Origin of the sequence: Nocardioides panacisoli, assembly GCF_019448235.1 — a bacterium.
In the GTDB taxonomy this organism is placed as follows: domain Bacteria; phylum Actinomycetota; class Actinomycetes; order Propionibacteriales; family Nocardioidaceae; genus Nocardioides; species Nocardioides panacisoli_A.
This window is the reverse complement of record NZ_CP080409.1, coordinates 1,172,927-1,196,773: the sequence shown is the minus strand read 5'-3', so window position 1 is coordinate 1,196,773 and position 23,847 is coordinate 1,172,927. Positions and strand designations below refer to the sequence as shown.

Annotated in this window: 24 protein-coding genes; 23 read left to right on the top strand and 1 reads right to left on the bottom strand. The window is 72.1% G+C overall.

The genetic code is table 11. The features are described from left to right. The first annotated feature begins 7 nt into the window (after positions 1–7). From alaS to nusB, 11 genes are all read left to right on the top strand, one after another. Complete coding sequence (alaS, locus tag KUV85_RS05870; RefSeq protein WP_237690256.1) at positions 8–2,701, top strand: alanine--tRNA ligase; 2,694 nt, start codon at positions 8–10, stop codon at positions 2,699–2,701. Next, on the top strand, positions 2,698–3,174 hold the full coding sequence (gene ruvX, locus KUV85_RS05865) for a Holliday junction resolvase RuvX (RefSeq protein WP_219962279.1): 477 nt from the start codon (positions 2,698–2,700) through the stop codon (positions 3,172–3,174). Before alaS ends, ruvX begins: the two co-directional genes overlap by 4 nt. A gap of 4 nt (positions 3,175–3,178) precedes the next feature. Further along, a complete protein-coding gene (gene mltG, locus KUV85_RS05860) occupies positions 3,179–4,348 on the top strand; it encodes an endolytic transglycosylase MltG (RefSeq protein ID WP_219962278.1) in 1,170 nt (389 codons plus the stop codon). 9 nt (positions 4,349–4,357) lie between these two features. Then, entirely contained in the window at positions 4,358–5,167 is an 810-nt protein-coding gene (locus tag KUV85_RS05855) for a shikimate dehydrogenase (RefSeq protein WP_219962277.1), read from the top strand. Then, positions 5,164–5,877, top strand: coding sequence for a prepilin peptidase (locus KUV85_RS05850; protein WP_219962276.1), 714 nt, complete (start codon positions 5,164–5,166; stop codon positions 5,875–5,877). The genes KUV85_RS05855 and KUV85_RS05850 overlap by 4 nt, the downstream gene beginning before the upstream one ends. A gap of 76 nt (positions 5,878–5,953) precedes the next feature. Then, positions 5,954–7,132 (top strand): chorismate synthase, encoded by a 1,179-nt coding sequence (gene aroC / locus KUV85_RS05845; protein ID WP_237690213.1) that lies wholly within the window; start codon positions 5,954–5,956, stop codon positions 7,130–7,132. After that, positions 7,129–7,638 carry a shikimate kinase gene (locus KUV85_RS05840; protein ID WP_219962275.1) on the top strand — a complete coding sequence of 170 codons (510 nt, stop codon included), beginning with the start codon at positions 7,129–7,131 and terminating at the stop codon, positions 7,636–7,638. Before aroC ends, KUV85_RS05840 begins: the two co-directional genes overlap by 4 nt. After that, positions 7,635–8,753, top strand: coding sequence for a 3-dehydroquinate synthase (gene aroB / locus KUV85_RS05835; RefSeq protein ID WP_219962274.1), 1,119 nt, complete (start codon positions 7,635–7,637; stop codon positions 8,751–8,753). Before KUV85_RS05840 ends, aroB begins: the two co-directional genes overlap by 4 nt. Next, the gene (locus KUV85_RS05830; RefSeq protein WP_219962273.1) at positions 8,750–9,181 is read left to right on the top strand and encodes a type II 3-dehydroquinate dehydratase; all 432 of its coding nucleotides are present in this window, start codon (positions 8,750–8,752) and stop codon (positions 9,179–9,181) included. The genes aroB and KUV85_RS05830 overlap by 4 nt, the downstream gene beginning before the upstream one ends. 116 nt (positions 9,182–9,297) lie before the next feature. Beyond that, a complete protein-coding gene (efp, locus tag KUV85_RS05825) occupies positions 9,298–9,861 on the top strand; it encodes an elongation factor P (RefSeq protein WP_219962272.1) in 564 nt (187 codons plus the stop codon). After that, positions 9,858–10,283 (top strand): transcription antitermination factor NusB, encoded by a 426-nt coding sequence (nusB, locus tag KUV85_RS05820; RefSeq protein ID WP_219962271.1) that lies wholly within the window; start codon positions 9,858–9,860, stop codon positions 10,281–10,283. Before efp ends, nusB begins: the two co-directional genes overlap by 4 nt. A 13-nt stretch (positions 10,284–10,296) precedes the next feature. Here the strand turns inward: nusB and KUV85_RS05815 are convergent, their stop codons facing one another. Beyond that, a complete protein-coding gene (locus tag KUV85_RS05815) occupies positions 10,297–11,190 on the bottom strand; it encodes a hypothetical protein (RefSeq protein ID WP_219962270.1) in 894 nt (297 codons plus the stop codon). 298 nt (positions 11,191–11,488) lie between these two features. Between KUV85_RS05815 and pyrR the strand changes: the two genes are divergently transcribed. From pyrR to coaBC, 12 genes are all read left to right on the top strand, one after another. Beyond that, the gene (pyrR, locus tag KUV85_RS05810) at positions 11,489–12,076 is read left to right on the top strand and encodes a bifunctional pyr operon transcriptional regulator/uracil phosphoribosyltransferase PyrR (protein WP_219962269.1); all 588 of its coding nucleotides are present in this window, start codon (positions 11,489–11,491) and stop codon (positions 12,074–12,076) included. Next, entirely contained in the window at positions 12,073–13,011 is a 939-nt protein-coding gene (locus KUV85_RS05805; RefSeq protein WP_219962268.1) for an aspartate carbamoyltransferase catalytic subunit, read from the top strand. Before pyrR ends, KUV85_RS05805 begins: the two co-directional genes overlap by 4 nt. Then, a complete protein-coding gene (locus KUV85_RS05800; protein WP_219962267.1) occupies positions 13,008–14,312 on the top strand; it encodes a dihydroorotase in 1,305 nt (434 codons plus the stop codon). The genes KUV85_RS05805 and KUV85_RS05800 overlap by 4 nt, the downstream gene beginning before the upstream one ends. Then, on the top strand, positions 14,309–15,436 hold the full coding sequence (gene carA / locus KUV85_RS05795; RefSeq protein ID WP_219962266.1) for a glutamine-hydrolyzing carbamoyl-phosphate synthase small subunit: 1,128 nt from the start codon (positions 14,309–14,311) through the stop codon (positions 15,434–15,436). The genes KUV85_RS05800 and carA overlap by 4 nt, the downstream gene beginning before the upstream one ends. Next, the gene (carB, locus tag KUV85_RS05790; RefSeq protein ID WP_219962265.1) at positions 15,436–18,726 is read left to right on the top strand and encodes a carbamoyl-phosphate synthase large subunit; all 3,291 of its coding nucleotides are present in this window, start codon (positions 15,436–15,438) and stop codon (positions 18,724–18,726) included. Before carA ends, carB begins: the two co-directional genes overlap by 1 nt. Beyond that, positions 18,723–19,802 carry a quinone-dependent dihydroorotate dehydrogenase gene (locus KUV85_RS05785; RefSeq protein ID WP_237690212.1) on the top strand — a complete coding sequence of 360 codons (1,080 nt, stop codon included), beginning with the start codon at positions 18,723–18,725 and terminating at the stop codon, positions 19,800–19,802. Before carB ends, KUV85_RS05785 begins: the two co-directional genes overlap by 4 nt. 8 nt (positions 19,803–19,810) lie before the next feature. Next, on the top strand, positions 19,811–20,644 hold the full coding sequence (pyrF, locus tag KUV85_RS05780) for an orotidine-5'-phosphate decarboxylase (RefSeq protein WP_219962264.1): 834 nt from the start codon (positions 19,811–19,813) through the stop codon (positions 20,642–20,644). Continuing rightward, positions 20,641–21,111, top strand: a complete 471-nt coding sequence (locus KUV85_RS05775) for a hypothetical protein (RefSeq protein WP_219962263.1) — start codon at positions 20,641–20,643, stop codon at positions 21,109–21,111. The genes pyrF and KUV85_RS05775 overlap by 4 nt, the downstream gene beginning before the upstream one ends. Positions 21,112–21,224: 113 nt before the next feature. Further along, a complete protein-coding gene (mihF, locus tag KUV85_RS05770; protein WP_219962262.1) occupies positions 21,225–21,545 on the top strand; it encodes an integration host factor, actinobacterial type in 321 nt (106 codons plus the stop codon). Between the two features lie 23 nt (positions 21,546–21,568). Next, entirely contained in the window at positions 21,569–22,123 is a 555-nt protein-coding gene (gene gmk, locus KUV85_RS05765; RefSeq protein WP_237690254.1) for a guanylate kinase, read from the top strand. A gap of 50 nt (positions 22,124–22,173) precedes the next feature. Beyond that, positions 22,174–22,524, top strand: coding sequence for a DNA-directed RNA polymerase subunit omega (gene rpoZ, locus KUV85_RS05760; RefSeq protein WP_219962260.1), 351 nt, complete (start codon positions 22,174–22,176; stop codon positions 22,522–22,524). A 24-nt stretch (positions 22,525–22,548) separates the two neighbouring features. Beyond that, complete coding sequence (coaBC, locus tag KUV85_RS05755) at positions 22,549–23,799, top strand: bifunctional phosphopantothenoylcysteine decarboxylase/phosphopantothenate--cysteine ligase CoaBC (protein ID WP_219962259.1); 1,251 nt, start codon at positions 22,549–22,551, stop codon at positions 23,797–23,799. The last annotated feature ends 48 nt before the right edge of the window (positions 23,800–23,847 follow it).

Genomic DNA, 23,847 nt, shown 5'->3' with positions numbered 1-23,847 from the left:
GGACCCCATGAGCACCGCCGAGATCCGCCGCCGCTTCGTCGCACACTTCGAAGCCGCCGGTCACACGGCTGTGCCCTCGGCGTCGCTGCTGCTGGAGGACCCGAACCTGCTGTTCGTCAACGCGGGGATGGTGCCCTTCAAGCCGTTCTTCCTCGGTCAGGAGACCCCGCCGTACGATCGCGCCACCAGCGTGCAGAAGTGCATCCGCACCCCCGACATCGAGGACGTCGGCAAGACCACGCGCCACGGCACGTTCTTCGAGATGTGCGGCAACTTCTCCTTCGGGGACTACTTCAAGGAGCGCGCCATCGAGCTGGCGTGGGAGCTGTGCACCAAGCCGGCCGCCGACGGCGGGTGGGGGTTCGAGGAGGGGCGCCTCTACCCGAGCGTGTACGCCGAGGACGACGAGGCGGTCGCGCTGTGGAAGAAGGTCACCGGCCTGCCCGACGAGCGCATCCTGCGGCTCGGCCGCAAGGAGAACTACTGGTCCATGGGCGTGCCCGGACCCGGCGGCCCGTGCTCGGAGATCCTCTACGACCGCGGCCCGGAGTACGGCCCCGACTTCGACCCCTCGCGCCTGGGTCCGGACATGCCGACCGACCTGGAGGACCGGCTGCTGGAGTTCTGGAACCTGGTCTTCATGCAGGACGAGCTGTCCGCGGTCCGTGCCAAGGACGACTTCGACATCGCCGGGTCGCTGCCGAGCAAGAACATCGACACCGGCATGGGCCTGGAGCGGGTCGCCTTCCTCACCCAGGGCCGCGAGAACATGTACGAGATCGACGTCATGTTCCCGGTCATCGAGAAGGCCCAGGAGCTCAGTGGCAAGCGGTACGGCGCCAACCCCGACGACGACGTCCGCTTCCGCGTCGTGGCCGACCACGTGCGCTCCTCGATGATGCTCATCAGCGACGGCGTCACCCCGGGCAACGAGGCGCGCGGCTACGTGCTGCGCCGGCTGCTGCGCCGCGCGGTCCGCTCGATGCGGCTGCTGGGCTGTGAGGACCGCGTGCTCCCCGAGCTGCTGCCCGTCAGCCGGGACAAGATGGGGGAGACCTACGAGGAGCTCCACCGCGACTGGGAGCGCATCTCCACCGTGGCGTTCGCCGAGGAGGACACCTTCCGGCAGACGCTGCGCACCGGCACCCAGATCTTCGACAACGCCGCCGGCGAGGTGAAGCAGACCGGTGGCACCCAGCTCTCGGGCGACAAGGCCTTCGCGTTGCACGACACCTACGGCTTCCCGATCGACCTGACGCTGGAGATGGCCGCGGAGCAGGGCCTCTCGGTGGACGAGGACGGCTTCCGGCGCCTCATGGCCGAGCAGCGCGACCGGGCCAAGGCCGACGCGAAGGCGAAGAAGGGCGGCCACCGCGACGCGGCGGCGTACCGCGAGATCGCCGACGGGCTGCAGCGCGCCGTGGACTTCACCGGCTACGACACGGTGGTCGACGAGGGCACCGTCCGCGGGATCGTCCGCGACGGCGGCGTGGTCCCGGCCGCCGAGTCCGGCGACGAGGTCGAGCTCGTGCTCGACCGCACCCCGTTCTACGCCGAGGGTGGCGGCCAGCTCGCCGACCACGGCATCATCGAGCTCGCCAACGGCGCCCGGGTCGAGGTCAGCGACGTCCAGTCGCCCATCACCGGGATGATCGTGCACCGCGCGAAGGTCCTCGAGGGGGAGGTCACCACCGGCCTGCTCGCCCAGGCGCACGTCGACACGGCACGGCGCCTGTCGATCTCGCGGTCGCACACGGCGACGCACATGGTGCACAAGGCCTTCCGGGAGGCGCTCGGCGAGACCGCCACGCAGGCGGGGTCGGAGAACTCGCCCGGCCGCTTCCGGTTCGACTTCTCCGCCACCGGTGCCGTGCCCGAGTCGGTCATGGCCGACGTGGAGGCGCGGGTCAACGAGGTCGTCCTCGACGACCTGGCCGTCGAGGCGGAGGTCATGAGCCAGAAGGAGGCGGTCGCCTCCGGTGCGATGGCGCTGTTCGGCGAGAAGTACGGCGACGAGGTCCGCGTGGTCTCGGTGGGGGACTGGGCGCGCGAGCTGTGCGGTGGCACCCACGCCCACAACACCGGACGGCTCGGCGTCATCAAGCTGCTCGGGGAGTCCTCGATCGGCTCCGGCGTACGCCGTGTGGAGGCGCTGGTGGGCTCCGACGCCTACCAGTTCCTCGCCCGCGAGCACGTGCTCGTCGCGCAGCTCGCCGACACCCTCAAGACCCGGCCCGAGGACCTGCCCGAGCGGGTGAACGACCTGGTCGAGCGGCTCCGCACCGCGGAGAAGGAGATCGAGAAGGTCCGCCTGGACAAGCTGCTGGCCAGCGGTGGCGAGCTCGCCACGGGTGCCGAGGACATCGCCGGCATCAAGCTGGTCGCCCACCGTGTCGACGGGGCCACGGGCGGGGACGTCCGCACGCTCGCACTCGACGTCCGCGGTCGGCTGCCCGCCGGCACTCCCGGTGTCGTGGTCGTCATCGGCGCGGCCGAGGGCAAGGTCGCCGTCGTGGCCGCCCTCAACGACGCCGCGCGCGACCGCGGACTGTCGGCCAACGACCTGGTGCAGACCGTCGGCCCCTACGTGGGCGGCAAGGGCGGCGGCAAGGCCGACGTCGCGCAGGGTGGTGGCAGCGACACCTCCCGCATCGACGAGGCACTGGCCGCCGTGTCCGCCGCTGTCACCGAGGCCCGATGAGGCACGGCGTACGGCTCGGCGTCGACCCGGGGGATGCCCGGATCGGCGTCGCGCGGTGCGACCCGAGCGGCACCCTCGCCACGCCCGTCGAGACGGTGCGGCGCGGGCGTGGCGACCTGTCCCGCATCACCCGTCTGGTGCGCGACGAGGAGGCCGTCGAGGTGATCGTCGGTCTGCCCCGCTCGTTGCGCGGTGACGAGGGACCTGCTGCTGCCAAGGTACGGCGCTTCGCCCGGCTGCTGGCCCGGCGTGTCGATCCCGTCCCGGTCCGGCTCTATGACGAGCGCCTCACCACTGTGACGGCAGAGGCTATGCTCCGAGGCCAACGCAAGGGGTCGGATCGGCGTGCGGTCGTGGACCAGGTCGCCGCCGTGGTGATCCTCCAACATGCCCTCGACGCGGAGAGGGCGACCGGGGAGCCCGCGGGCGAACTGGTGACCACCGACTCGGACGATTCCGATGGAGAGGCCTGAGCCGATGAGCGAACCGCTGTTCCCGGGGGATGACCAGCCGCAGGAGGCGGCCGAGGACCGTCCTGCACCGGGAGCGCGGCGCGGGAAGCGGCGGCGGGGCAGGGGCTGCCTGCCGGTGCTGCTGGTGCTCGTCGTCTTCGCCGTGGCCGGCTGGTGGGCCGTCAACGCCGGGATCGACCAGGTCCGTGAGCGGTTCTCGGGTCCGGAGGACTACTCCGGTGCGGACGCCAGCGGGGAGGTGGTCTTCACCGTGGAGTCGGGACAGTCGGTCGCCTCGATGGGCAGCGCCCTGGCGGAGTTGGACGTCGTCGCCTCGAGCGAGGCCTTCGTCGACGCCGCGCGGGCTCGCTCCGACGAGACCCGCGGCATCCAGGTCGGCAGCTACCTGATGCAGGAGAAGATGACCGCGGACGACGCCGTCGGGGTGCTGGTGGACCCGGCGAACGTCGTGCAGACGATGGTGACCATCCCCGAGGGGCTCCGTGTCAGCGCGATCGTCGAACGGCTGGGCAAGGAGACCGAGTTCTCCCAGCAGCGGTTCCAGAAGCTGCTGGACAACCCCGAGCGGATCGGGCTGCCCGAGCAGGCCGGCGGCAACCCCGAGGGCTACCTCTTCCCGGCGACGTACGCCGTCAGCCCCACCGACACGCCGCGCACGATCCTGACAGCGATGGTCGAGCGCTGGCAGCAGGCGGCGTCGGACGCGGACCTCGAGGCCCGCGCGGAGGAGCTGGGCTACTCGCCGCACGAGATCATGACCATCGCCTCGCTGATCGAGGCGGAGGCCCCGCCGGAGTACATGACCCGCGTCTCGCGGGTGATCTACAACCGGATCGAGCGGACGGACCAGGGCACCAACGGTCTGCTGCAGCTCGATGCCACGGTCAACTACGCCCACGGTGACGGGCTCGGCGCCCGGACGACGGCCGAGGACCGCGAGATCGACTCGCCGTACAACACCTACAAGAACACCGGCCTGCCGCCGGGGCCGATCGAGTCCCCCGGGGACGAGGCGATCAAGGCCGCGGTGGAGCCGGCGGACGGTGACTGGTTCTACTACGTGACGGTCAACCTCGACACCGGCGAGACCAAGTTCGCCGAGACCCTGTCCGAGCACAACGGCAATGTGGACGAGCTGAACCAGTACTGCCGCGACGAGTCCGAGCGCTGCTGAGCGGCCGCGGTGAGGTGCGCGGTCCTGGGCGATCCGATCGCCCACTCACTGTCCCCGGTGCTGCACCGGGCCGGCTACGACGCGGTGGGCCTGGACTGGACCTATGAGGCCCATCGCGTGGCCGAGGGCGGCCTGGCCGACTTCGTGGCGACGCTGGACGAGGCCTGGTGTGGGCTGTCGCTGACGATGCCGTTGAAGCGCGAGGCGCTCGACCTCGCCGACCGGGTCAGCGACGCCGCCCGGCTCGCCGGCGCGGCCAACACGTTGCTGCTGGTCGACGGTGCGGTCCACGTCGACAACACCGACCTGCCCGGCGCGGTGTCGGCGATCCGTGAGCGCTTCGAGAGCTCCGTCACCAGTGCGAGCATCCTCGGGGCGGGCGCGACCGCGGCGTCGACGGGACTGGCGCTGGCAGAGCTCGGGGTGACCACCCTGCAGGTGCACGCCCGCAACGCGGAGCGGGCCGCCCCCACCGTGGCCGCGATCGGTGCCCACCCGACCGCTCCGGAGGTGACGGTGCGGGGCCTGGCCGAGGCCACGACGGGTGAGGTCGTCGTCTCCACCGTCCCGGCCGGCGCCCAGGACGCCGCGACGGTCGAGCGCACCGCCGGGGCCGCGGTCGTGTTCGAGGTGATCTACGACCCCTGGCCCACGCCGCTCGCAGCCGCTGCGACACAGCGGGGCCAGGTGCTGGTCACCGGCCTGGACCTGTTGGTGCACCAGGCAGCGCTGCAGTTCACCGCGTTCACCGGGCACGCTGCGCCGCTCGCGGAGATGCGCGCCGCGGGGGAGGCCGCCCTGGTGGCGCGGTCGACATGACGTGGCCGGTCGCGCTCGCCGGAGCGGTCGCCTGCGGTGCGGGCGGGGCACTGGTGCCCGCTCTCGTACGCCGGCTCCCCGAGCCCCCACACGAGCCGCCGGTGGAGGGCGAGCCGCCGAAGCCGGCGTACGCCGACCTGGGCGCGCGGCCGCAGCTCCTGCCGTTGGCCGTCGTTTCCTCGGCCGCGGTGGGCACCTCGCTCGGGGCACTGCTGGGCTGGGACTGGTGGCTGCTGCTCCTGTGGCCGTTGGTTCCCGTGGGCGTGCTGCTGGCCTGGGTCGACTGGCACACCCGGCTGCTGCCACGGGTCGTGGTGCTGCCGGCGACGGCGTACGCCCTGGCCTTCGGCCTGGTGCGATGGCCGTTGACGGGGGACCACGCCGAACTCCTGCGGGGGATCGTTGCCCTCCTGGCCGTGCGCACCCTCTTCTGGCTGCTCTGGCGCGTGCGGCAGGCCGGCATGGGGTTCGGCGACGTGCGGCTCTCGGCCCTGCTGGGGCTGGTGCTGGGCTACGCCGGCTGGGCCGAGGTCGTGGTCGGGCTCTACGCCGCCTTCCTGGGCTTCGCGCTGCCGTTCCTGCTCCTCGCGGTGGTACGCCGCGACCGCGGCTTGATGCGGCGCTCCCATCCGTTCGGGCCCTTCCTCGTCGCCGGTGCCTGGGTCGGCCTGCTGGTCGGGTCCCCGGTGGCGACCGCCCTGGGCTACTGACGGCGCCGGTGAGCGTGCCGTCTCGGGGGCGGATGCCTCGTCGTGGGTCGGGTGGTCGTGATGAAAGACTGGCGCCATGTTGCGCTGGCTGACCGCAGGGGAGTCGCACGGTCCCTCCCTGGTGGCGACCCTCGAGGGCCTGCCCGCCCAGGTCGCGGTGACGACCGAGGACATCGCCGACTCGCTCGCCCGCCGACGGCTGGGGTACGGCCGCGGCGCCCGGATGAAGTTCGAGGCCGACGAGGTGCGCTTCATCGGCGGCGTCCGCCACGGCCTGACCCAGGGCGGTCCGGTCGCGATCGAGGTCGGCAACACCGAGTGGCCCAAGTGGGAGAAGGTGATGGCGGCCGACCCCGTCGACCCGGCCGAGCTCGAGGGCATGGCCCGCAACGCGCCCCTCACGCGGCCCCGTCCCGGCCACGCCGACCTCGTCGGCATGCAGAAGTACGGCTTCGACGACGCGCGGCCGATCCTGGAGCGGGCGTCGGCCCGCGAGACGGCGGCGCGGGTCGCACTCGGTCGCGTGGCGACCAACTTCCTCGGCCAGGCGCTCGACGCGCACGTCGTGTCCCACGTCATCGAGCTGGGCGGGGAGCGCACCACCAGCCGCGACGTCCCGCTGCCCGAGGACGTGGCACGGCTCGACGAGGATCCGGTCCGCTGCCTCGACGCGGACTCCTCGCGGCGCATGGTCGAGCGGATCGACCAGGCGCACAAGGACGGTGACACGCTCGGTGGCGTCGTCGAGGTGGTCGTGCACGGCCTGCCGCCCGGTCTCGGCTCCCACGTCCACTGGGACCGCCGGCTCGACTCCCGGCTCGCCGGCGCGCTGATGGGCATCCAGGCCATCAAGGGTGTCGAGGTGGGCGACGGCTTCGAGACGGCCGCAACGCCCGGCAGCGCTGCCCACGACGAGATCGAGCAGACCACCGGCGGGCTGCGTCGTGCGACCGGCCGCTCCGGTGGCACCGAGGGCGGCATGTCCACCGGTGAGGTCCTGCGCGTACGGGCGGCGATGAAGCCCATCGCGACGGTGCCCAAGGCCCTGCGCACCGTCGACGTCGCCACCGGTGAGGAGACGCGCGCCCACCACCAGCGCTCCGACGTGTGCGCCGTGCCCGCCGCGGGCATCGTCGCCGAGGCGATGGTCGCGCTCGTCCTCGCCGATGCGGTGACCGAGAAGTTCGGTGGCGACTCGCTGCCGGAGGTACGCCGCAACGTCGGCTCCTACCTCGACACGCTGCGGTACCGATGAGCCCGCGCGTCGTCCTGGTCGGCCCGATGGGCGCCGGCAAGACCACCGTGGCGGCGTTGCTCGCCGCCCACTGGGGTCTGGAGGTCCGCGACACCGACACCGACATCGAGCAGGCGGTCGGCATGACCGTCCAGGAGCTCTTCGTCGACTCCGGTGAGGCGGAGTTCCGACGTCTGGAGGAGGAGGCGGTCGCCGCAGCCCTCGCCGAGCACCGCGGTGTCCTCGCGCTCGGCGGCGGCGCGGTGCTGTCCGCGGACACCCGCGGCCTGCTCCAGGGCCACACGGTCGTGCACCTCGACGTCGGTCTCTCCGACGCCGTGCAGCGGGTCGGGCTGGGGGAGAGCCGCCCCGTGCTCAACCAGGCGTTGGGCGGCGTACGCGCTCGCATCAAGCAGTTGCTGGACGAGCGGGGACCGCTCTACCGCGAGGTCGCCACCCACACCGTGGACACCGGTGGCCGCATCCCCGAGGACGTGGCGGCCGAGATCGAGGAGCGCCTGGGATGACCGACACCGTGCTGCCCGTGCGGGGCGCCGCCCCCTACGACGTGGTGATCGGCCGCGGCCTCGCCGACCGCCTCCCCGCACTCATCGGTGACGCCCGGCGCGTCGCCTTCCTCCACGCCGCCGACCTGCAGCAGCTCGCCGAACCGGTCCTCGCGGCGATCCGACCGCACTACGACGTCCTCGCGCTCGGCCTGCCCGACGGCGAGCAGGCCAAGACCGCCGACGCGGTGCACCAGTGCTGGGAGGCGCTGGGCGAGGCCGGCTTCACCCGCTCCGACGTCGTCGTCACCTTCGGCGGTGGCGCCACCACCGACGTGGGGGGCTTCATCGCCGCGACATGGCTGCGCGGTGTCCGCGTCGTGCACGTCCCCACCACGCTGCTGGCGATGGTGGACGCCGCCGTGGGGGGCAAGACCGGCATCAACACCGGTGCGGGCAAGAACCTCGTGGGGTCGTTCCACGAGCCGTCGGGGGTCCTGGTCGACCTCGACACCCTCGCCACGCTCCCGCGCGAGGAGCTCGTCGCCGGCATGGGCGAGGTCGTCAAGTGCGGCTTCATCGCCGACACCGGGATCCTCGACCTGGTCGAGGCGGATCCGGCGGCGTCGACCGACCCCGGCGGATCGGTGCTCCCCGAGCTGGTGCGGCGCGCGATCCAGGTCAAGATCGACGTGGTGGTCGAGGACCTGCGGGAGACCGCGGGCACCAGTGCCGGCGAGGGCCATCCCGGGCGCGAGGCCCTGAACTACGGCCACACCCTCGCGCACGCGATCGAACGCGCCGAGGACTACCGCATCCGGCACGGCGAGGCCGTCGCGATCGGCTGTTGCTACGTCGCCGAGCTGGCACGGCGCAGCGGACTCCTCGCCGACGACGCTGCCGATCGCCACGCGCGGGTGCTCGCGGCGATCGGGCTGCCGGTGACCCACACCGGCGCGGACTTCGATGCGCTGCTCGCGACGATGCGGGTCGACAAGAAGGCCCGCGGCAACGTGTTGCGCTTCGTCGTACTCTCGGAGCCGGGCCGTCCACGGGTGCTGGAGGGGCCCGACGAGACCGACCTGCGAGCGGCGTACGCCGCCCTCGCACCGTCTGCCGGAGGAGACCACGGATGAGCCGCGTGCTGGTGCTGAACGGCCCGAACCTGGGGCGCCTGGGCCGACGTCAACCCGAGATCTACGGCCACACCACCCACGACGAGCTGGCCTCGCGCTGTGTCGGGTGGGGGCGTGCCCTCGGGCTCGACGTCGAGGTGCGCCAGACCAACCACGAGGGTGAGTTGCTGGACTGGCTCAACGACGCCGCTGACGAGCAGTGCCCGGTGGCGCTCAACGCCGCCGCCTGGTCGCACTACTCCTGGGCGTTGTACGACGCCTGTGCCCAGCTGACCGCGCCGCTGGTCGAGGTGCACATCTCCGACCCGTCCCAGCGACCCGAGGAGTTCCGGCACACCTCGGTCATCGCCCCGCACGCCGCCGAGGTCATCGCCGGCGCCGGCATCGACGGCTACCGGCTGGCGCTGGAGTTCCTCGCCGACGCCTGAGGTCCCGGCAGGAGATTCGGCGTGGCCGGCGGCCCGACGATAGACTGACCCGTCGCTCCCGACTCGGGACGCGACTCCCGAGCACACTCCCGACGAAGAAGGCGAACGCGCACGCGATGGCAACCTCGAACGACCTCAAGAACGGCATGGTGCTGAACCTGGAGGGCCAGCTCTGGTCCGTGGTCGAGTTCCAGCACGTCAAGCCCGGCAAGGGCCCGGCGTTCGTTCGCACCAAGGTCAAGAACGTCGAGTCCGGCAAGATCGTCGACAAAACGTTCAACGCCGGTGCGAAGATCCAGACCGAGACCGTGGACCGCCGTCCGTACCAGTACCTCTACAACGACGGCACCAGCTTCGTCTTCATGGACAACAGCACCTACGACCAGATCGACGTCCCGCCCGAGCTGGTCGGCAACGCCAAGAACTTCCTCCTCGAGACCGCCGAGGTGACGCTCGCGATGCACGAGGGACGCGTCCTCTTCGTCGAGATGCCGCCGTCGGTCGAGCTCGAGATCACCTACTCCGAGCCGGGCGTCGCCGGGGACAGCGCGACCGGGCGCACCAAGCCCGCGACCCTGGAGACCGGGCACGAGATCCAGGTGCCGCTCTTCATCGAGCAGGGCGAGCGGGTCAAGGTCGACACCCGCGACTCCAGCTACCTCGGACGCGTGAAGGCGTGACCCAGCGGACCATGGGTGCACGGTCGAAGGCCCGCAAGCGGGCGCTGGACCTCCTCTACGCCGCCGACCTGCGCGGCGAGACGGGGGAGGAGGCGCTGGCGCGGGTCACCGACGACGACGCGGCGCCCCACAACCCCTACACCGCCGAACTGGTCCGGGGGGTCTCGGAGCACCTCGAGCGCATCGACGACGTGCTGCGCCAGTTCGCCCAGGGGTGGTCGCTGGCACGGATGGCGACCGTGGACCGCAACGTGCTGCGGCTGGGCGTGTTCGAGCTGCTCTACGTCGAGGACGTGCCCGACCACGTGGCGATCACCGAGGCCATGGCGCTGGTCAAGGACCTCTCCACCGACGAGTCGCCGCAGTTCGTCAACGGCGTCCTGGGTGCCATCGAGCGCGAGAAGCCTGCCCTGACCTCCTGACGAGCAGCTCGGCTCACCAGCCCCAGCGAATCCCGAACTCGCCGGGACCGTCGCGGTGCCACGAGCCGTGGACCGAGGTGGCCTGCGGTACCACCGGTTCGACCAGTTCGGTCTCGTCGACGATGGAGAACCGCTCGATCCATCCCGGCGGCTCGACCGCGTCGAAACGAACCCACACCAAGATCTCGTTGATCGGCCGAGTGGTCGCATGCGAACAGGCCTGCGCGCGGCGGAACCCGGGGGGAAAGTCGACGCCGAACTCGATCACGGCGGTCTGGCGTGGGGGGACCGGATGGTCGAGCTCGAACACCGCGCCGAAGGCGCGCCCGGATTCGTGGGCGTGACTGCGCCCCTTCCGGCAGCCGGACTGGGCCGTGAAGGTCGGGGCAACGCTGCTGGCCGCGGCGGCGACCTCGACGACGGGCATCTCGGTGATGACGTCGTCGCCGGCTCGGAAGAGGATTCGATAGCGCTGGGTGGTGACGCGCCCGTCCGCGTCGACCTCGGCCACCAGGTGGGTGGAGATCTCGTGGAACTGTTCCTGTGGTGTCGACCCGAGCCTCCCGAGGACCTCGGAGCCGAGCGCCCACGGCAGGGTAGACGATGCCGGTGGATGTGTGGGCGAGGCCAGACGGGGCAATTGGTGGCGTGGCTCGATCAGCCCCACCAACTCGCCGGCCGAGAGGTCGAGCAGTCGTTCGATCTCCTCGACGGCTGCCACCGACGCCGCGCCCCGTGGCTGGCTGCGCCCGGAGCGCCAGTAGCTCAGCGTCGCGAGCGCCACCGGGTTGCCGCTGGCGACCAGGCGCTCACGCAGCCACGCCAAGGTGACGCCACGGTGCTCGACGGCCCGTGCCAGCGCGTCGGCGAGGTCCGTCCCGCCCGACGATCGTGCCGCTCCGCCCATGCTGTGCCCCCCGAGTACCGCGTGGACGAGACAGTACCGTCCGTGAATCCCCGTTCCGGGTGCGGGTACGCCGTGTGTCGGCGGAGTTTCACAGCGCGGCGACCGGTGTGAAGCCGGGGTCACTAGGGTTGTCGTCGGTGGGGCCGAACACTCGTGGGGGGCGGCCCCACCCACGTGCCCACCTCCCGACGCGCCCCGCCCCGCGGTGGCACCGGTGAGGTACGGACGCTAGGCTGCAGGCGATCGACATCCTTTAACGAACCGTCCCGTGAGGCGGAGAAGGAGGTCCGGCGCGCCGATGCCTGCCGCCACGCCCTCGCCCCGGCCCGACGGCCCCCGGGGTCGCACCGTCCTCGACGCCGATGACATCGCCCGGGCACTCACCCGGATCGCGCACGAGATCATCGAGCGCAACAAGGGGGCCGACTCCGTCGTCCTGCTCGGCATCCACAGCCGCGGCGTACCGCTCGCACGCCGCATCGCCGAGCGCATCTCGGCCGTGGAGTCCGCGTCCGTCCCGGCGGGGGCGCTCGACATCACGCCCTACCGAGACGACCTGCGCCTGAACCCGACTCGCACCCTCCAGCGCACCGAGATCCCCACCGACGGGATCGACGACAAGGTCGTGGTGCTGGTCGACGACGTGCTCTTCTCCGGTCGGACCATCCGCGCCGCACTGGACGCGCTCAACGACGTCGGTCGCCCCCGAGCGGTGCAGCTCGCCGTGCTGGTCGACCGCGGCCACCGCGAGCTGCCGGTCCGGGCCGACTTCGTCGGCAAGAACCTCCCGACCTCCCTCGCCGAGCGCGTCAGCGTCCGCGTGGCCGAGGTCGACGGTGAGGAGGCCGGCGACGAGGTCGCCATCGAGGGCGAGGAGGGTCGATGAAGCACCTGCTCAGCGCTGGCGACCTCAGCCGCGACGAGGCCGAGCTCGTCCTCAGCACGGCCGCGGAGTTCCGCGAGCTCGCCGACCGACCCATCAAGAAGCTGCCCGCACTGCGCGGGCGCACCGTGGTCAACCTCTTCTTCGAGGACTCCACCCGCACCCGGATCTCCTTCGAGGCCGCCGAGAAGCGGCTCTCGGCCGACGTGATCAACTTCCAGGCCAAGGGATCCAGCGTGTCCAAGGGCGAGAGCCTCAAGGACACGGCACTCACGCTGGAGGCGATGGGCGCCGACGCCGTCGTGGTCCGCCACGGCGCGAGCGGCGCGCCCTACCGGCTGGCCCACTCCGGGTGGGTCGACTCCCACGTGGTCAACGCCGGGGACGGCACCCACGAGCACCCGACGCAGGCGCTCCTCGACGCGTTCACGCTCTGGCGCCACCTCGGCGTCGGCGGCGGCCTCGACGGTCGCAGGGTGGCCATCGTCGGGGACGTCCTCCACAGCCGCGTCGCGCGCTCCAACGCCCTCCTGCTGCAGACGCTCGGTGCCGAGGTGACCCTCGTCGGGCCGCCCACGCTGCTGCCCGTCGGCGTCGACGGCTGGGGAGTGGAGACCGCCTACGACCTCGACGCGGTCCTGCCCAAGGCCGACGCGGTGATGATGCTGCGGGTCCAGCGGGAGCGGATGCTCGGCGGGTTCTTCCCGACCGAGCGGGAGTACTCCCGTCGCTACGGCCTCGACGCGCGGCGCATGGCGCGGCTGGCCGACCACGCCATCGTCATGCACCCCGGGCCGATGGTGCGCGGCATGGAGATCACCGCCGACGTCGCCGACTCCGACCGGTCGGTGATCGTCGAGCAGGTCACCAACGGCGTCGCGGTGCGCATGGCGGTGCTGTACCTCATCCTCGGTGGAATCGGAAGCGAGAACGCGTGAGTACGACGTACCTGATCCAGCACGCCCGGGTCCTGGGTGGCGATCCGGCCGACATCCTCGTCCAGGACGGTGTGATCGTTGACGTCGGAAAGGGCCTCGACGCGTCGTCGGCCGATGGCTCCGGTGTCGAGACCATCGACGCCACCGGGCTGGTCGCACTGCCCGGCCTGGTGGACCTGCACACCCACCTGCGCGAGCCCGGGCGCGAGGACGCCGAGACCGTGCTCACCGGCACCCGCGCGGCGGCCCGCGGCGGCTTCACCGCCGTGCACGCGATGGCCAACACCGACCCCGTCGCGGACACCGCCGGCGTCGTCGAGCAGGTGTGGCGGCTGGGCCGGGAGTCGGGCCACTGCGACGTCCGTCCCGTCGGCGCCGTCACCGTCGGCCTGGCCGGCGAGCAGCTCGCCGAGCTGGGAGCCATGGCCGACTCCGCGGCCGGCGTACGGGTCTTCTCCGACGACGGACGCTGCGTCAGTGACTCCAAGCTGATGCGTCGCGCCCTGGAGTACGTCAAGGCCTTCGACGGCGTCGTGGCCCAGCACGCCCAGGACCCGCGGCTCACCGAGGGCGCGCAGATGAACGAGGGCGAGCTCTCCGGTCGCCTCGGCCTCGCCGGCTGGCCGGCCGTGGCCGAGGAGGCGATCATCGCCCGCGACTGCCTGCTGACCGCCCACGTCGACTCGCGCCTGCACGTGTGCCACGTGTCCACGGCCGGCTCGGTGGAGATCGTGCGCGACGCCAAGCGCAAGGGATGGAACGTCACCGCCGAGGCCTGCCCCCACCACCTGCTGCTGACCGACGAGCTCGCCGCGACCTACGACCCCATCTACAAGGTCAACCCGCCGCTGCGGTCGCGCCGGGACGTGGAGGCACTCCGGGAGGGCCTGGCCGACGGCACGATCGACGTGGTCGCCACCGACCACGCACCCCACCCGCACGAGGACAAGGACTGCGAGTGGGCCGCGGCGGCCTTCGGCATGCTCGGCCTCGAGACCGCCCTGTCGATCGTGCAGCACACCATGGTCGACACCGGGCTGCTCGACTGGGCCGGCGTCGCCGAGCGCATGTCGACCGCTCCCGCACGCATCGGTCGCATCGCCGACCAGGGCCAGGGCCTGCGCCCCGGCGCGCCGGCGAACCTGGTCCTCCACGACCCCGCCGCCTCCGGGCCGGTCGACCCCACCGCGTCCGCGTCCCTGTCGCGCAACACGCCCTACCGCGGCATGGACCTGCCCGGCCGCGTCGTGGCGACCTTCCTGCGTGGCAACCCCACCGTGCTGAACGGAGAACTCCAGTGACACCAGCCCTGTTGGTCCTCGAGGACGGCCGCGCCTTCCACGGCGAGGCCTACGGCGCCGAGGGCGAGACCTTCGGCGAAGCCGTCTTCAACACCGGGATGACCGGCTACCAGGAGACCCTGACCGACCCGTCCTACCACCGTCAGGTCGTGGTGATGACCGCGCCGCACGTCGGCAACACCGGCATCAACGACGAGGACCCCGAGTCGGGCCGGATCTGGGTCTCGGGCTACGTCGTCCGGGACCCCGCGCGCATCCCCAGCAACTGGCGCTCGGCGCGCAGCCTGGACGACGAGCTGCGTGCGCAGGGCGTCGTCGGGATCTCGGGCATCGACACCCGGGCGCTCACGCGGCACCTGCGGGAGCGCGGCGCCATGCGGGTCGGCATCTCCACCACCGAGACCGACGCCGACAAGCTGCTCACCCGGGTGCGCGAGTCCGCTGCCATGGCCGGGGCCAACCTCTCCGAGGCCGTCAGCACCGCGGAGGCGTACGTCGTACCCGCGGCCGGGGAGGCCCGCTTCCGGGTCGCGGCGCTGGACCTGGGCATCAAGGCCAACACCCCCCGGATGATGAGCGAGCGCGGCATCGAGGTGCACGTGCTGCCGGCGACGGCGACGCTCGAGGACGTGCTCGCCGTGCAGCCCGACGGGCTCTTCTTCTCCAACGGCCCCGGGGACCCGGCCGCCACCACCGGCCAGATCGAGCTGCTCCAGCGAGCGCTGGCCCACGGACTGCCGTACTTCGGGATCTGCTTCGGCAACCAGCTCTTCGGGCGCGCGCTGGGGCTGGACACCTACAAGCTCACCTACGGGCACCGGGGCATCAACCAGCCGGTCATGGACCGCACCACCGGCAAGGTCGAGGTCACCGCCCACAACCACGGGTTCGCGGTGGCCTGGCCCGACGGCACCGGTCTCGACCAGCCCGTGACCACGCCGTACGGCGTCGCCTCGGCCAGCCACGTCTGCCTCAACGACGACGTGGTCGAGGGCCTCGAGCTCCGCGAGGACGACCGGCTGAGGGCGTTCTCGGTCCAGTACCACCCGGAGGCCGCGGCCGGGCCGCACGACGCGGCGTACCTGTTCGACCGGTTTCTCTCATTGATGGAAGGCACCGCCTGATGCCGAAGCGCACCGACATCGAGTCCGTCCTGGTGATCGGCTCCGGGCCGATCGTCATCGGTCAGGCCTGCGAGTTCGACTACTCCGGCACCCAGGCGTGCCGGGTGCTGAAGGCCGAGGGCCTCCGCGTGGTCCTGGTGAACTCCAACCCGGCGACGATCATGACCGACCCCGAGTTCGCCGACGCGACCTACGTCGAGCCCATCACGCCCGAGTACGTCGAGAAGGTCATCGCCAAGGAGCGCCCGGACGCCCTGCTGCCCACGCTGGGCGGACAGACCGCCCTCAACGCCGCCATCGCACTCCACGAGAACGGCGTGCTGGAGAAGTACGGCGTGGAGATGATCGGCGCCAGCTTCGATGCCATCAACCGCGGCGAGAACCGCGAGCTGTTCAACGGCATCGTGGACAAGGTCGGCGGTGAGGTCGCCCGCAGCCGCATCTGCCACACCATGGACGACTGCCTCGGCGCCGTCGAGGAGCTCGGCTTCCCCGTCGTCGTCCGCCCCAGCTTCACCATGGGCGGTGCCGGCTCCGGCATGGCCTACGACGAGGACGACCTGCACCGCATCGCCGGCACCGGCCTCTCGCTCAGCCCGACCACCGAGGTGCTCCTGGAGGAGTCGATCCTCGGCTGGAAGGAGTACGAGCTGGAGGTCATGCGCGACAAGGCCGACAACGTGGTGATCGTGTGCTCGATCGAGAACTTCGACCCGATGGGCGTGCACACCGGCGACTCCATCACCGTCGCCCCTGCGATGACGCTGACCGACCGCGAGTACCAGCGGCTGCGCGACCTCGCCATCGACATCATCCGCGAGGTCGGCGTCGACACCGGCGGCTGCAACATCCAGTACGCCGTCAACCCCGACGACGGGCGGATCATCGTCATCGAGATGAACCCGCGGGTCTCCCGGTCCTCGGCCCTGGCCTCGAAGGCCACCGGCTTCCCGATCGCCAAGATCGCGGCCAAGGTCGCCGTGGGCTACACCCTCGACGAGATCCCCAACGACATCACCGCCGAGACGCCGGCGTCCTTCGAGCCCTCGCTGGACTACGTCGTGGTCAAGGTCCCGCGGTTCGCCTTCGAGAAGTTCCCCGGCGCCGACCCGACGCTGACGACCCACATGAAGTCGGTCGGTGAGGCGATGGCGATCGGGCGCAACTTCACCGAGGCGCTGCAGAAGGCGCTGCGGTCGCTGGAGTCGAGGTCGGCGCCCTTCGACTGGACCAAGGACCACGTCGACCTCGACCGGTCGACCCTGCTGGAGCAGGTCCGCACCCCGCACGACGGCCGGCTGCGGCTGGTCATGGACGCCCTGCGTGCCGGCGCGACCGCCGAGCAGGTCCACGAGGCGACCGGCATCGACCCCTGGTTCGTCGACCAGCTGCTGCTGATCAACGAGGTCGCCCAGGAGCTCATCGCCGCCGACGAGCTCTCCCCGGCGCTGCTGCGGCGCGCCAAGCGGCATGGCTTCTCCGACACCCAGCTGGGACGGATCCGGGGCATGGAGGCCGACGTCGTGCGCGGCGTACGCCACGCCCTCGGGGTGCGGCCGGTCTACAAGACCGTCGACACCTGCGCGGCGGAGTTCGCGGCGCAGACGCCCTACCTCTACTCCTCCTACGACGAGGAGACCGAGGTGACGCCGCGGGAACGCCCGGCGGTGATCATCCTGGGCAGCGGTCCCAACCGGATCGGCCAGGGCATCGAGTTCGACTACTCCTGCGTCCACGCCTCGCTCGCACTGAGTGAGGCCGGGTACGAGACCGTCATGGTCAACTGCAATCCCGAGACCGTCTCCACCGACTACGACACCTCCGACCGGCTCTACTTCGAGCCGCTGACGCTGGAGGACGTGCTCGAGGTGGTCCACGCCGAGCAGCAGGCCGGCCCGGTCGCCGGCGTGGTGTGCCAGCTGGGCGGCCAGACGCCGCTCGGCCTGGCGCAGGGACTGAAGGATGCCGGGGTGACGATCGTCGGCACCGCGCCGGAGGCCATCCACCTGGCCGAGGAGCGCGGCTCCTTCGGTCGGGTGCTGGGGGAGGCCGGCCTGATGGCACCGCAGCACGGCCTCGCCACCAGCTTCGAGGAGGCCCGGGTGGTCGCCGAGCAGATCGGCTACCCGGTGCTGGTGCGCCCGTCCTACGTGCTGGGCGGGCGTGGCATGGAGATCGTGTACGACGACCCCTCGCTCGCCGACTACATCTCGCGTGCCACCGAGGTCACCCCCGAGCACCCCGTGCTGGTCGATCGGTTCATCGACGACGCGGTGGAGATCGACGTCGACGCGCTCTACGACGGCGAGCAGCTGTACCTCGGCGGCGTGATGGAGCACATCGAGGAGGCCGGGATCCACTCCGGTGACTCCTCCTGCGCCCTGCCGCCGATCACCCTGGGCCAGGACGAGATCGACCAGATCCGCACCGCGACCGAGGGCATCGCGCGCGGCGTCGGCGTACGCGGCCTGATCAACATCCAGTTCGCGCTCGGTGCCGACGTGCTCTACGTGCTCGAGGCCAACCCGCGCGCGAGCCGGACGGTGCCGTTCGTCTCCAAGGCCACCGGCGTGCCACTGGCGAAGGCGGCGGCGCGGCTGATGATGGGGGAGTCGATCGCCGAGCTGCGCCGTGTCGGCGTGCTGCCCGCGGAGGGCGACGGCGGCACGCTGCCGCCGGACCAGCCGATCGCGGTCAAGGAAGCGGTCATGCCGTTCAACCGGTTCCGGACCCCGGACGGGTTGCAGGTCGACACCGTCCTCGGTCCCGAGATGAAGTCCACCGGCGAGGTCATGGGCCTCGACGCCGACTTCGGTGCGGCATTCGCCAAGGCCCAGGCAGGCGCCTTCGGGCCGCTGCCCACGCAGGGCAAGGTGTTCGTGTCGATGGCCAACCGGGACAAGCGGCACATGGTCTTCCCGCTCAAGGTCCTCTCGGAGATGGGCTTCGAGGTCCTCGCGACCCAGGGCACCGCCGACGTGCTGCGCCGCAGCGGCGTGTCGGCCCGCGTGGTGCGCAAGCACTTCGAAGGCGCCGGTCCCGACGGGGAGCCGACCACCATCGACCTGATCAACGCCGGCGAGGTGGACCTGATCATCAACACCCCCCACGGCACCAGCAGCGGGGGAGCGGTCCGCATCGACGGCTACGAGATCCGCACCGCGGCGGTGCGCAACAACGTCCCCTGCATCACCACGGTGCAGGGACTCGGGGCGGCCGTGCAGGGCATCGAGGCGCTGCGCCGGGGCGACGTCGACGTCCGCTCGCTGCAGGACTGGGGAGTGCGGTGATCTACGAGCGGCTCTTCCGGCACGCACTGACCCGGGTCGACGCCGAGCGGGCGCACCACCTGGGCCTCGGTGCGATCCGCACCGCGGGTCCGGCGTTGCGCGGGCTCGACCGGATCGACCGGCGCGGCGCCGCCGGCCGGTCCGCGGTGGGCCGCCCGGTCGAGGCGCTCGGACTGCGGTTCCCCAACGCGCTCGGCCTCGCGGCGGGATTCGACAAGAACGCCGTCGGCCACCGGGACCTGGCCGCGCTCGGCTTCGGCCACGTCGAGGTCGGCACCGTCACGGCGCTCGCGCAGCCGGGCAATCCCCGGCCACGGCTCTTCCGGCTGCCGGCCGACCGGGCCGTGGTCAACCGCATGGGCTTCAACAACGACGGCGCGGCGGCCGTCGCGGAGCGCCTCGCCGCTGACCGCGCCCGCCACGGCGAGCGTGAGCGCACCTCGGGTCCGAGGCTGGGCGTCAACATCGGCAAGTCCAAGGTGGTCCCCGACGAGGACCAGGCCGCGGTCGAGGCCGACTACGCGACCTCCACGCGGCTGCTCGCGCCGCACGCGGACTACTTCGTGGTCAACGTCAGTTCGCCCAACACGCCGGGGCTGCGCAACCTGCAGGCGGTGGAGAAGCTGGCGCCGCTGCTGCGACGGGTCCGCGAGGAGGCGGACCGGGCCCGTGAACGGTCGGGTGGCCCGCACCTGCCGCTGCTGGTCAAGATCGCCCCGGACCTCGCCGACGCGGACGTGCTGGCCGTCGCCGACATGGTCGGTGAGCTCGCGCTGGACGGCATCATCGCGACCAACACCACGATCTCGCGCGAGGGACTCCGCTCCGACGCCGCTGCCGTCGCCGAGGTCGGCGCAGGTGGGCTCTCCGGTGCGCCGCTGCGCGAGCGCTCCACGGAGGTCCTGCGGCTGCTGCGCGGTCGGGTGGGACCCGAGCTCACGCTCATCGGCGTGGGCGGCATCAGCACTCCTGCGGACGCCACGGAGCGCCTTGCCGCGGGTGCCACGCTGGTACAGGCCTACTCCGGCTTCATCTACGGCGGTCCGCTGTGGCCGCGTCGGGTCCTGAAGGGGTGATCGGTGGCGTGACCGAGCCGTTCGGCGTCCGCTACGCGGCCGCACTGGCCGAGCGCGGCCACCTGTGTGCCGGCATCGACCCGCATCCCGGCCTGCTCCGGGCCTGGGGGTACGACGACACCCCCGCCGGTCTCGAGCGCTTCGCGCTCGGTGCTGCCGAGGCGATGGCGCCGTACGCCGCGCTGGTCAAGCCGCAGTCGGCGTTCTACGAGCGCCACGGCAGCCGGGGCGTCGCCGTGCTGGAACGGGTCGTGGCCACCTGCCGCGAGGCCGGCGCCCTGGTACTGCTCGACGTCAAGCGCGGCGACATCGGCTCCACCTCGCGCGCGTACGCCGAGGCCTACCTCGACCCGGCGGCCCCGCTCGCCGTGGACGCGATCACCGTCAGCCCCTACCTCGGGTTCGGCTCGCTGCAGCCCTTCGTGGACCTCGCCACCGAGCACGGTCGCGGGCTGTTCGTGCTGGCGGCGACCTCCAACCCGGAGGGACCCGAGGTGCAGCAGGCGACGAGCGACGACGGGGCCACGGTCGCGGCCGGCGTCCTCGCCCGGCTGCGGGACCTCAACCGTGGCGCCGGTCCCGTCGGCTCCTTCGGCGCGGTGGTCGGCGCCACGGTGGGCACCGGCACGGGCCTGGACCTCGACTTCGGTGGCCCGGTCCTCGCGCCGGGCTACGGCGCACAGGGCGGCACCGTCGCCGACCTCGCGGCGATCTTCGGCGCGCGTGCGCGATGGGTCGCGGCCGCCTCGTCGCGCGGCCTGCTCGAGGCGGGCCCGGACGCGACCGCGCTGCGCAGCGCGGTCGAGCGCGCCAACGACGAGCTCCGGGCGCTGTCGTCGTGACGCCGCGTCGGTGGGCCGTCCTCGGTGTGCTGGCGGCGCTCGTGGTCGCCGGTGCCGTCGTCGCGTGGCGGCTGGGAGCCGAGTCCGACCCGTTCGAGGCCTACTGCGCGGAGGTCACCGAGCACCAGCAACCCCTCGGCGAGGTGCTGTCCGACGGCGAGGACAGCACCGGCTTCCTCGACGCGCTTCCGGCCTTCCGGCAGCTGGCCGACGCGGCCCCCCGGGACATCCGCGACGAGTGGGCCATCGTGGTGGAGCGGATCGAGGGGCTGGAGGCCGCCGTGGCCGAGGCGTCGGTGGACCCGGCGACCTATGACCGTGCCGACCTCCCCGAGGGGGTCACCGAGGAGGACCGGCAACGCATCGACGCCGCCGCCAACGCGCTGTCGGCGCCGGAGTCGCGCACCGCGTTCTCGGCGGTCGCGCAGCACGCGCGCGACGTGTGCCACACCCCGCTCTACCTCTGACCCGCCCGGCCCGCGGGGTCCTGCCACGACGGAGGGGGTGCCGTTGCCGGTCGCCGCTCGCTCTGGCTAGATTGGCCCCGGTCGCCCCCGCGCCGAGAGAAGGATCGCCTGACGTGGCTCTGCCCCCGCTCACCCCAGAACAGCGCCAGGCTGCGCTGGAGAAGGCCGCCGCCGCCCGCCGGGAGCGGGCCGCGGTCAAGAACCGGCTCAAGCACTCCGGCGCCTCCATCGCCGAGGTGCTGCACGAGGGGCGTGCCAACGAGGTCGTCGGCAAGATGCGGGTGCTGGACCTGTTGCAGTCGGTGCCGGGGCTCGGCAAGGTGCGCGCTCGACAGCTGATGGAGCGGCTCGGGATCGCCGAGTCGCGCCGGGTGCGGGGGCTGGGCGCGAAGCAGATCGCCGCGCTCGAGCGCGAATTCGCCCCGGGCGAGTGACCGGCGGCGAGGGGAGCGGTCGGCTGGTGGTGCTCGCCGGCCCCACCGCGGTCGGCAAGGGCACCGTGGCGGCCGTCGTACGCGAGTCCCATCCCGAGGTGTGGATGTCGGTCTCGGCCACCACCCGTGCCCGTCGGCCGGGCGAGGTCGACGGGGTGCACTACTGGTTCGTCGACGATGACCGCTTCGACCAGATGCTGGCCGCCGACGAGCTGCTGGAGTGGGCCGTCGTGCACGGCACGCACCGCTACGGCACGCCGCGCCGCCCCGTCGAGGAGGCACTGGCCCAGGGGCGGCCCGCGCTGCTCGAGATCGACCTGCAGGGGGCGCGCCAGGTCCGGGAGTCGATGCCGGAGGCGCTGTTCGTCTTCCTCAAGCCCCCCTCGTGGGAGGAGCTGGTACGCCGCCTGGTCGGGCGGGGCACCGAGACCGAGGAGGAACGCACCCGACGGCTCAGCACCGCCGAGGACGAGCTCGCCGCCGAGCCCGAGTTCGACGAGGTCATCGTCAACCATGAAGTTCACGATGCCGCCGAGCAGTTGGTAACCTTGATGACGGCCGGTTGTGACGTCCCCTGACCGACGCGCTGACCGGCCCCTCGATCCCGACCCAATGTGAGGCTATTCGCGTGTCTGCGCCCAACATCGCTGCCGAGGGTGTCACCAACCCTCCGATCGACGACCTGCTGTCTAAGACCGACAGCAAGTACCGCTTGGTCCTCTACAGCGCCAAGCGTGCGCGCCAGATCAACGCCTACTACTCCCAGCTCGGCGAGGGCCTGCTGGAGTACGTCGGTCCGCTCGTGGAGACCCACGTGCAGGAGAAGCCGCTCTCGATCGCACTGCGCGAGATCAACGAGGACCTGCTCGAGTGCGAGGAGGTCGACCCCGCGGTGCTGGCCGCCGAGGAGCAGGCAGCCCAGGAGGCCGCTGCCGCCCGGCAGCCCGCCGAGGACGAGACCGACGTCGCGTCCGAGTGATCCACGGCTGAGCACCTCGTGACCATGACCACGCCGGCCGTCCCGACCGAGTCGGGGCGGCCGCGGGTCGTCCTGGGGGTCTCCGGCGGCATCGCGGCCTACAAGGCCTGCGAGGTGCTGCGCCGCTTCACCGAGTCCGCCCACGACGTCACCGTCGTCCCCACCGCCGCGGCGCTGGAGTTCGTCGGAGCCCCCACCTGGGCGGCGCTGTCGGGCCACCCGGTGAGCACCGAGGTCTGGGACGAGGTGCACCAGGTGCCGCACGTGCGGATCGGCCAGGAGGCCGACCTGGTCGTGGTGGCCCCGGCCACCGCCGACCTGCTCGCCAAGGCCGCGCACGGACTCGCCGACGACCTGCTCACCAACACCCTGCTCACCGCCCGGTGCCCGGTGGTGATGGCGCCGGCCATGCACACCGAGATGTGGGAGCACCCGGCGACCCAGCACAACGTCGCCACGCTGCGCGAGCGCGGCGTCCTCGTGATCGACCCGGCCGAGGGCCGCCTCACCGGCGCCGACACCGGCCGTGGCCGGCTGCCGGACCCGGCCGAGATCTTCGCGGTCTGCGGCGACGTGCTCGCCCGCGGCGCCGGGGACGGCGTACGCCTCGACCTCGCGGGACGCCACGTGGTCGTCTCCGCCGGCGGCACCCGCGAGCGGCTGGATCCCGTGCGCTACCTGGGCAACCGGTCGTCCGGACGCCAGGGCTACGCGCTCGCCCGCGCCGCCGTCGCGCGGGGCGCGGAGGTCACGCTCGTCTCGGCCAACGTCGCCCTGCCCGACCCCGCCGGGGTCAAGGTGGTGCGCGTGGAGTCGACCGCCGACATGCGCGACGCCGTGGTGGCTGCGGCCAGCAGTGCCGACGCGGTCGTGATGGCCGCGGCGCCGGCCGACTTCCGGCCGGTCAACCTCTCCGCGGTCAAGATCAAGAAGGACCTCGACGGCTCGGCCCCGAGCATCGAGCTGGAGCAGAACCCCGACATCCTCGCCGAGATCGCCGCCGACCGGACCCGTCCGGGCAGCGTCGTGGTCGGCTTCGCCGCCGAGACCGGCGACGACACCGGCTCGGTGCTCGACCTCGCACGGGCCAAGCTGGCGCGCAAGGGCTGCGACCTGCTCGTCGTCAACGACGTCAGCGAGGGTAAGGTGTTCGGCCAGGAGCACAACGAGGCGGTCATCCTCGGCTCCGATGGGTCCGCGCTCGACGTGCCCCGCGCCACCAAGTCGGTGCTCGCCCACCGCATCTGGGACCGGGTCGCGGCGCGACTCGGTTGAGATGACTGCCCATCACCTGAGTCGGACCTCTATCGTTGAGGACCGCGG

Coding starts and splice junctions, on each gene's coding strand:
- alaS (WP_237690256.1), top strand. CDS start 8: ATGAGCACCGCCGAGATCCGCCGCCGCTTCGTCGCACACTTCGAAGCC.
- ruvX (WP_219962279.1), top strand. CDS start 2,698: ATGAGGCACGGCGTACGGCTCGGCGTCGACCCGGGGGATGCCCGGATC.
- mltG (WP_219962278.1), top strand. CDS start 3,179: ATGAGCGAACCGCTGTTCCCGGGGGATGACCAGCCGCAGGAGGCGGCC.
- KUV85_RS05850 (WP_219962276.1), top strand. CDS start 5,164: ATGACGTGGCCGGTCGCGCTCGCCGGAGCGGTCGCCTGCGGTGCGGGC.
- aroC (WP_237690213.1), top strand. CDS start 5,954: ATGTTGCGCTGGCTGACCGCAGGGGAGTCGCACGGTCCCTCCCTGGTG.
- KUV85_RS05840 (WP_219962275.1), top strand. CDS start 7,129: ATGAGCCCGCGCGTCGTCCTGGTCGGCCCGATGGGCGCCGGCAAGACC.
- aroB (WP_219962274.1), top strand. CDS start 7,635: ATGACCGACACCGTGCTGCCCGTGCGGGGCGCCGCCCCCTACGACGTG.
- KUV85_RS05830 (WP_219962273.1), top strand. CDS start 8,750: ATGAGCCGCGTGCTGGTGCTGAACGGCCCGAACCTGGGGCGCCTGGGC.
- efp (WP_219962272.1), top strand. CDS start 9,298: ATGGCAACCTCGAACGACCTCAAGAACGGCATGGTGCTGAACCTGGAG.
- KUV85_RS05815 (WP_219962270.1), bottom strand. CDS start 11,190: ATGGGCGGAGCGGCACGATCGTCGGGCGGGACGGACCTCGCCGACGCG.
- pyrR (WP_219962269.1), top strand. CDS start 11,489: ATGCCTGCCGCCACGCCCTCGCCCCGGCCCGACGGCCCCCGGGGTCGC.
- KUV85_RS05805 (WP_219962268.1), top strand. CDS start 12,073: ATGAAGCACCTGCTCAGCGCTGGCGACCTCAGCCGCGACGAGGCCGAG.
- carB (WP_219962265.1), top strand. CDS start 15,436: ATGCCGAAGCGCACCGACATCGAGTCCGTCCTGGTGATCGGCTCCGGG.
- coaBC (WP_219962259.1), top strand. CDS start 22,549: ATGACCACGCCGGCCGTCCCGACCGAGTCGGGGCGGCCGCGGGTCGTC.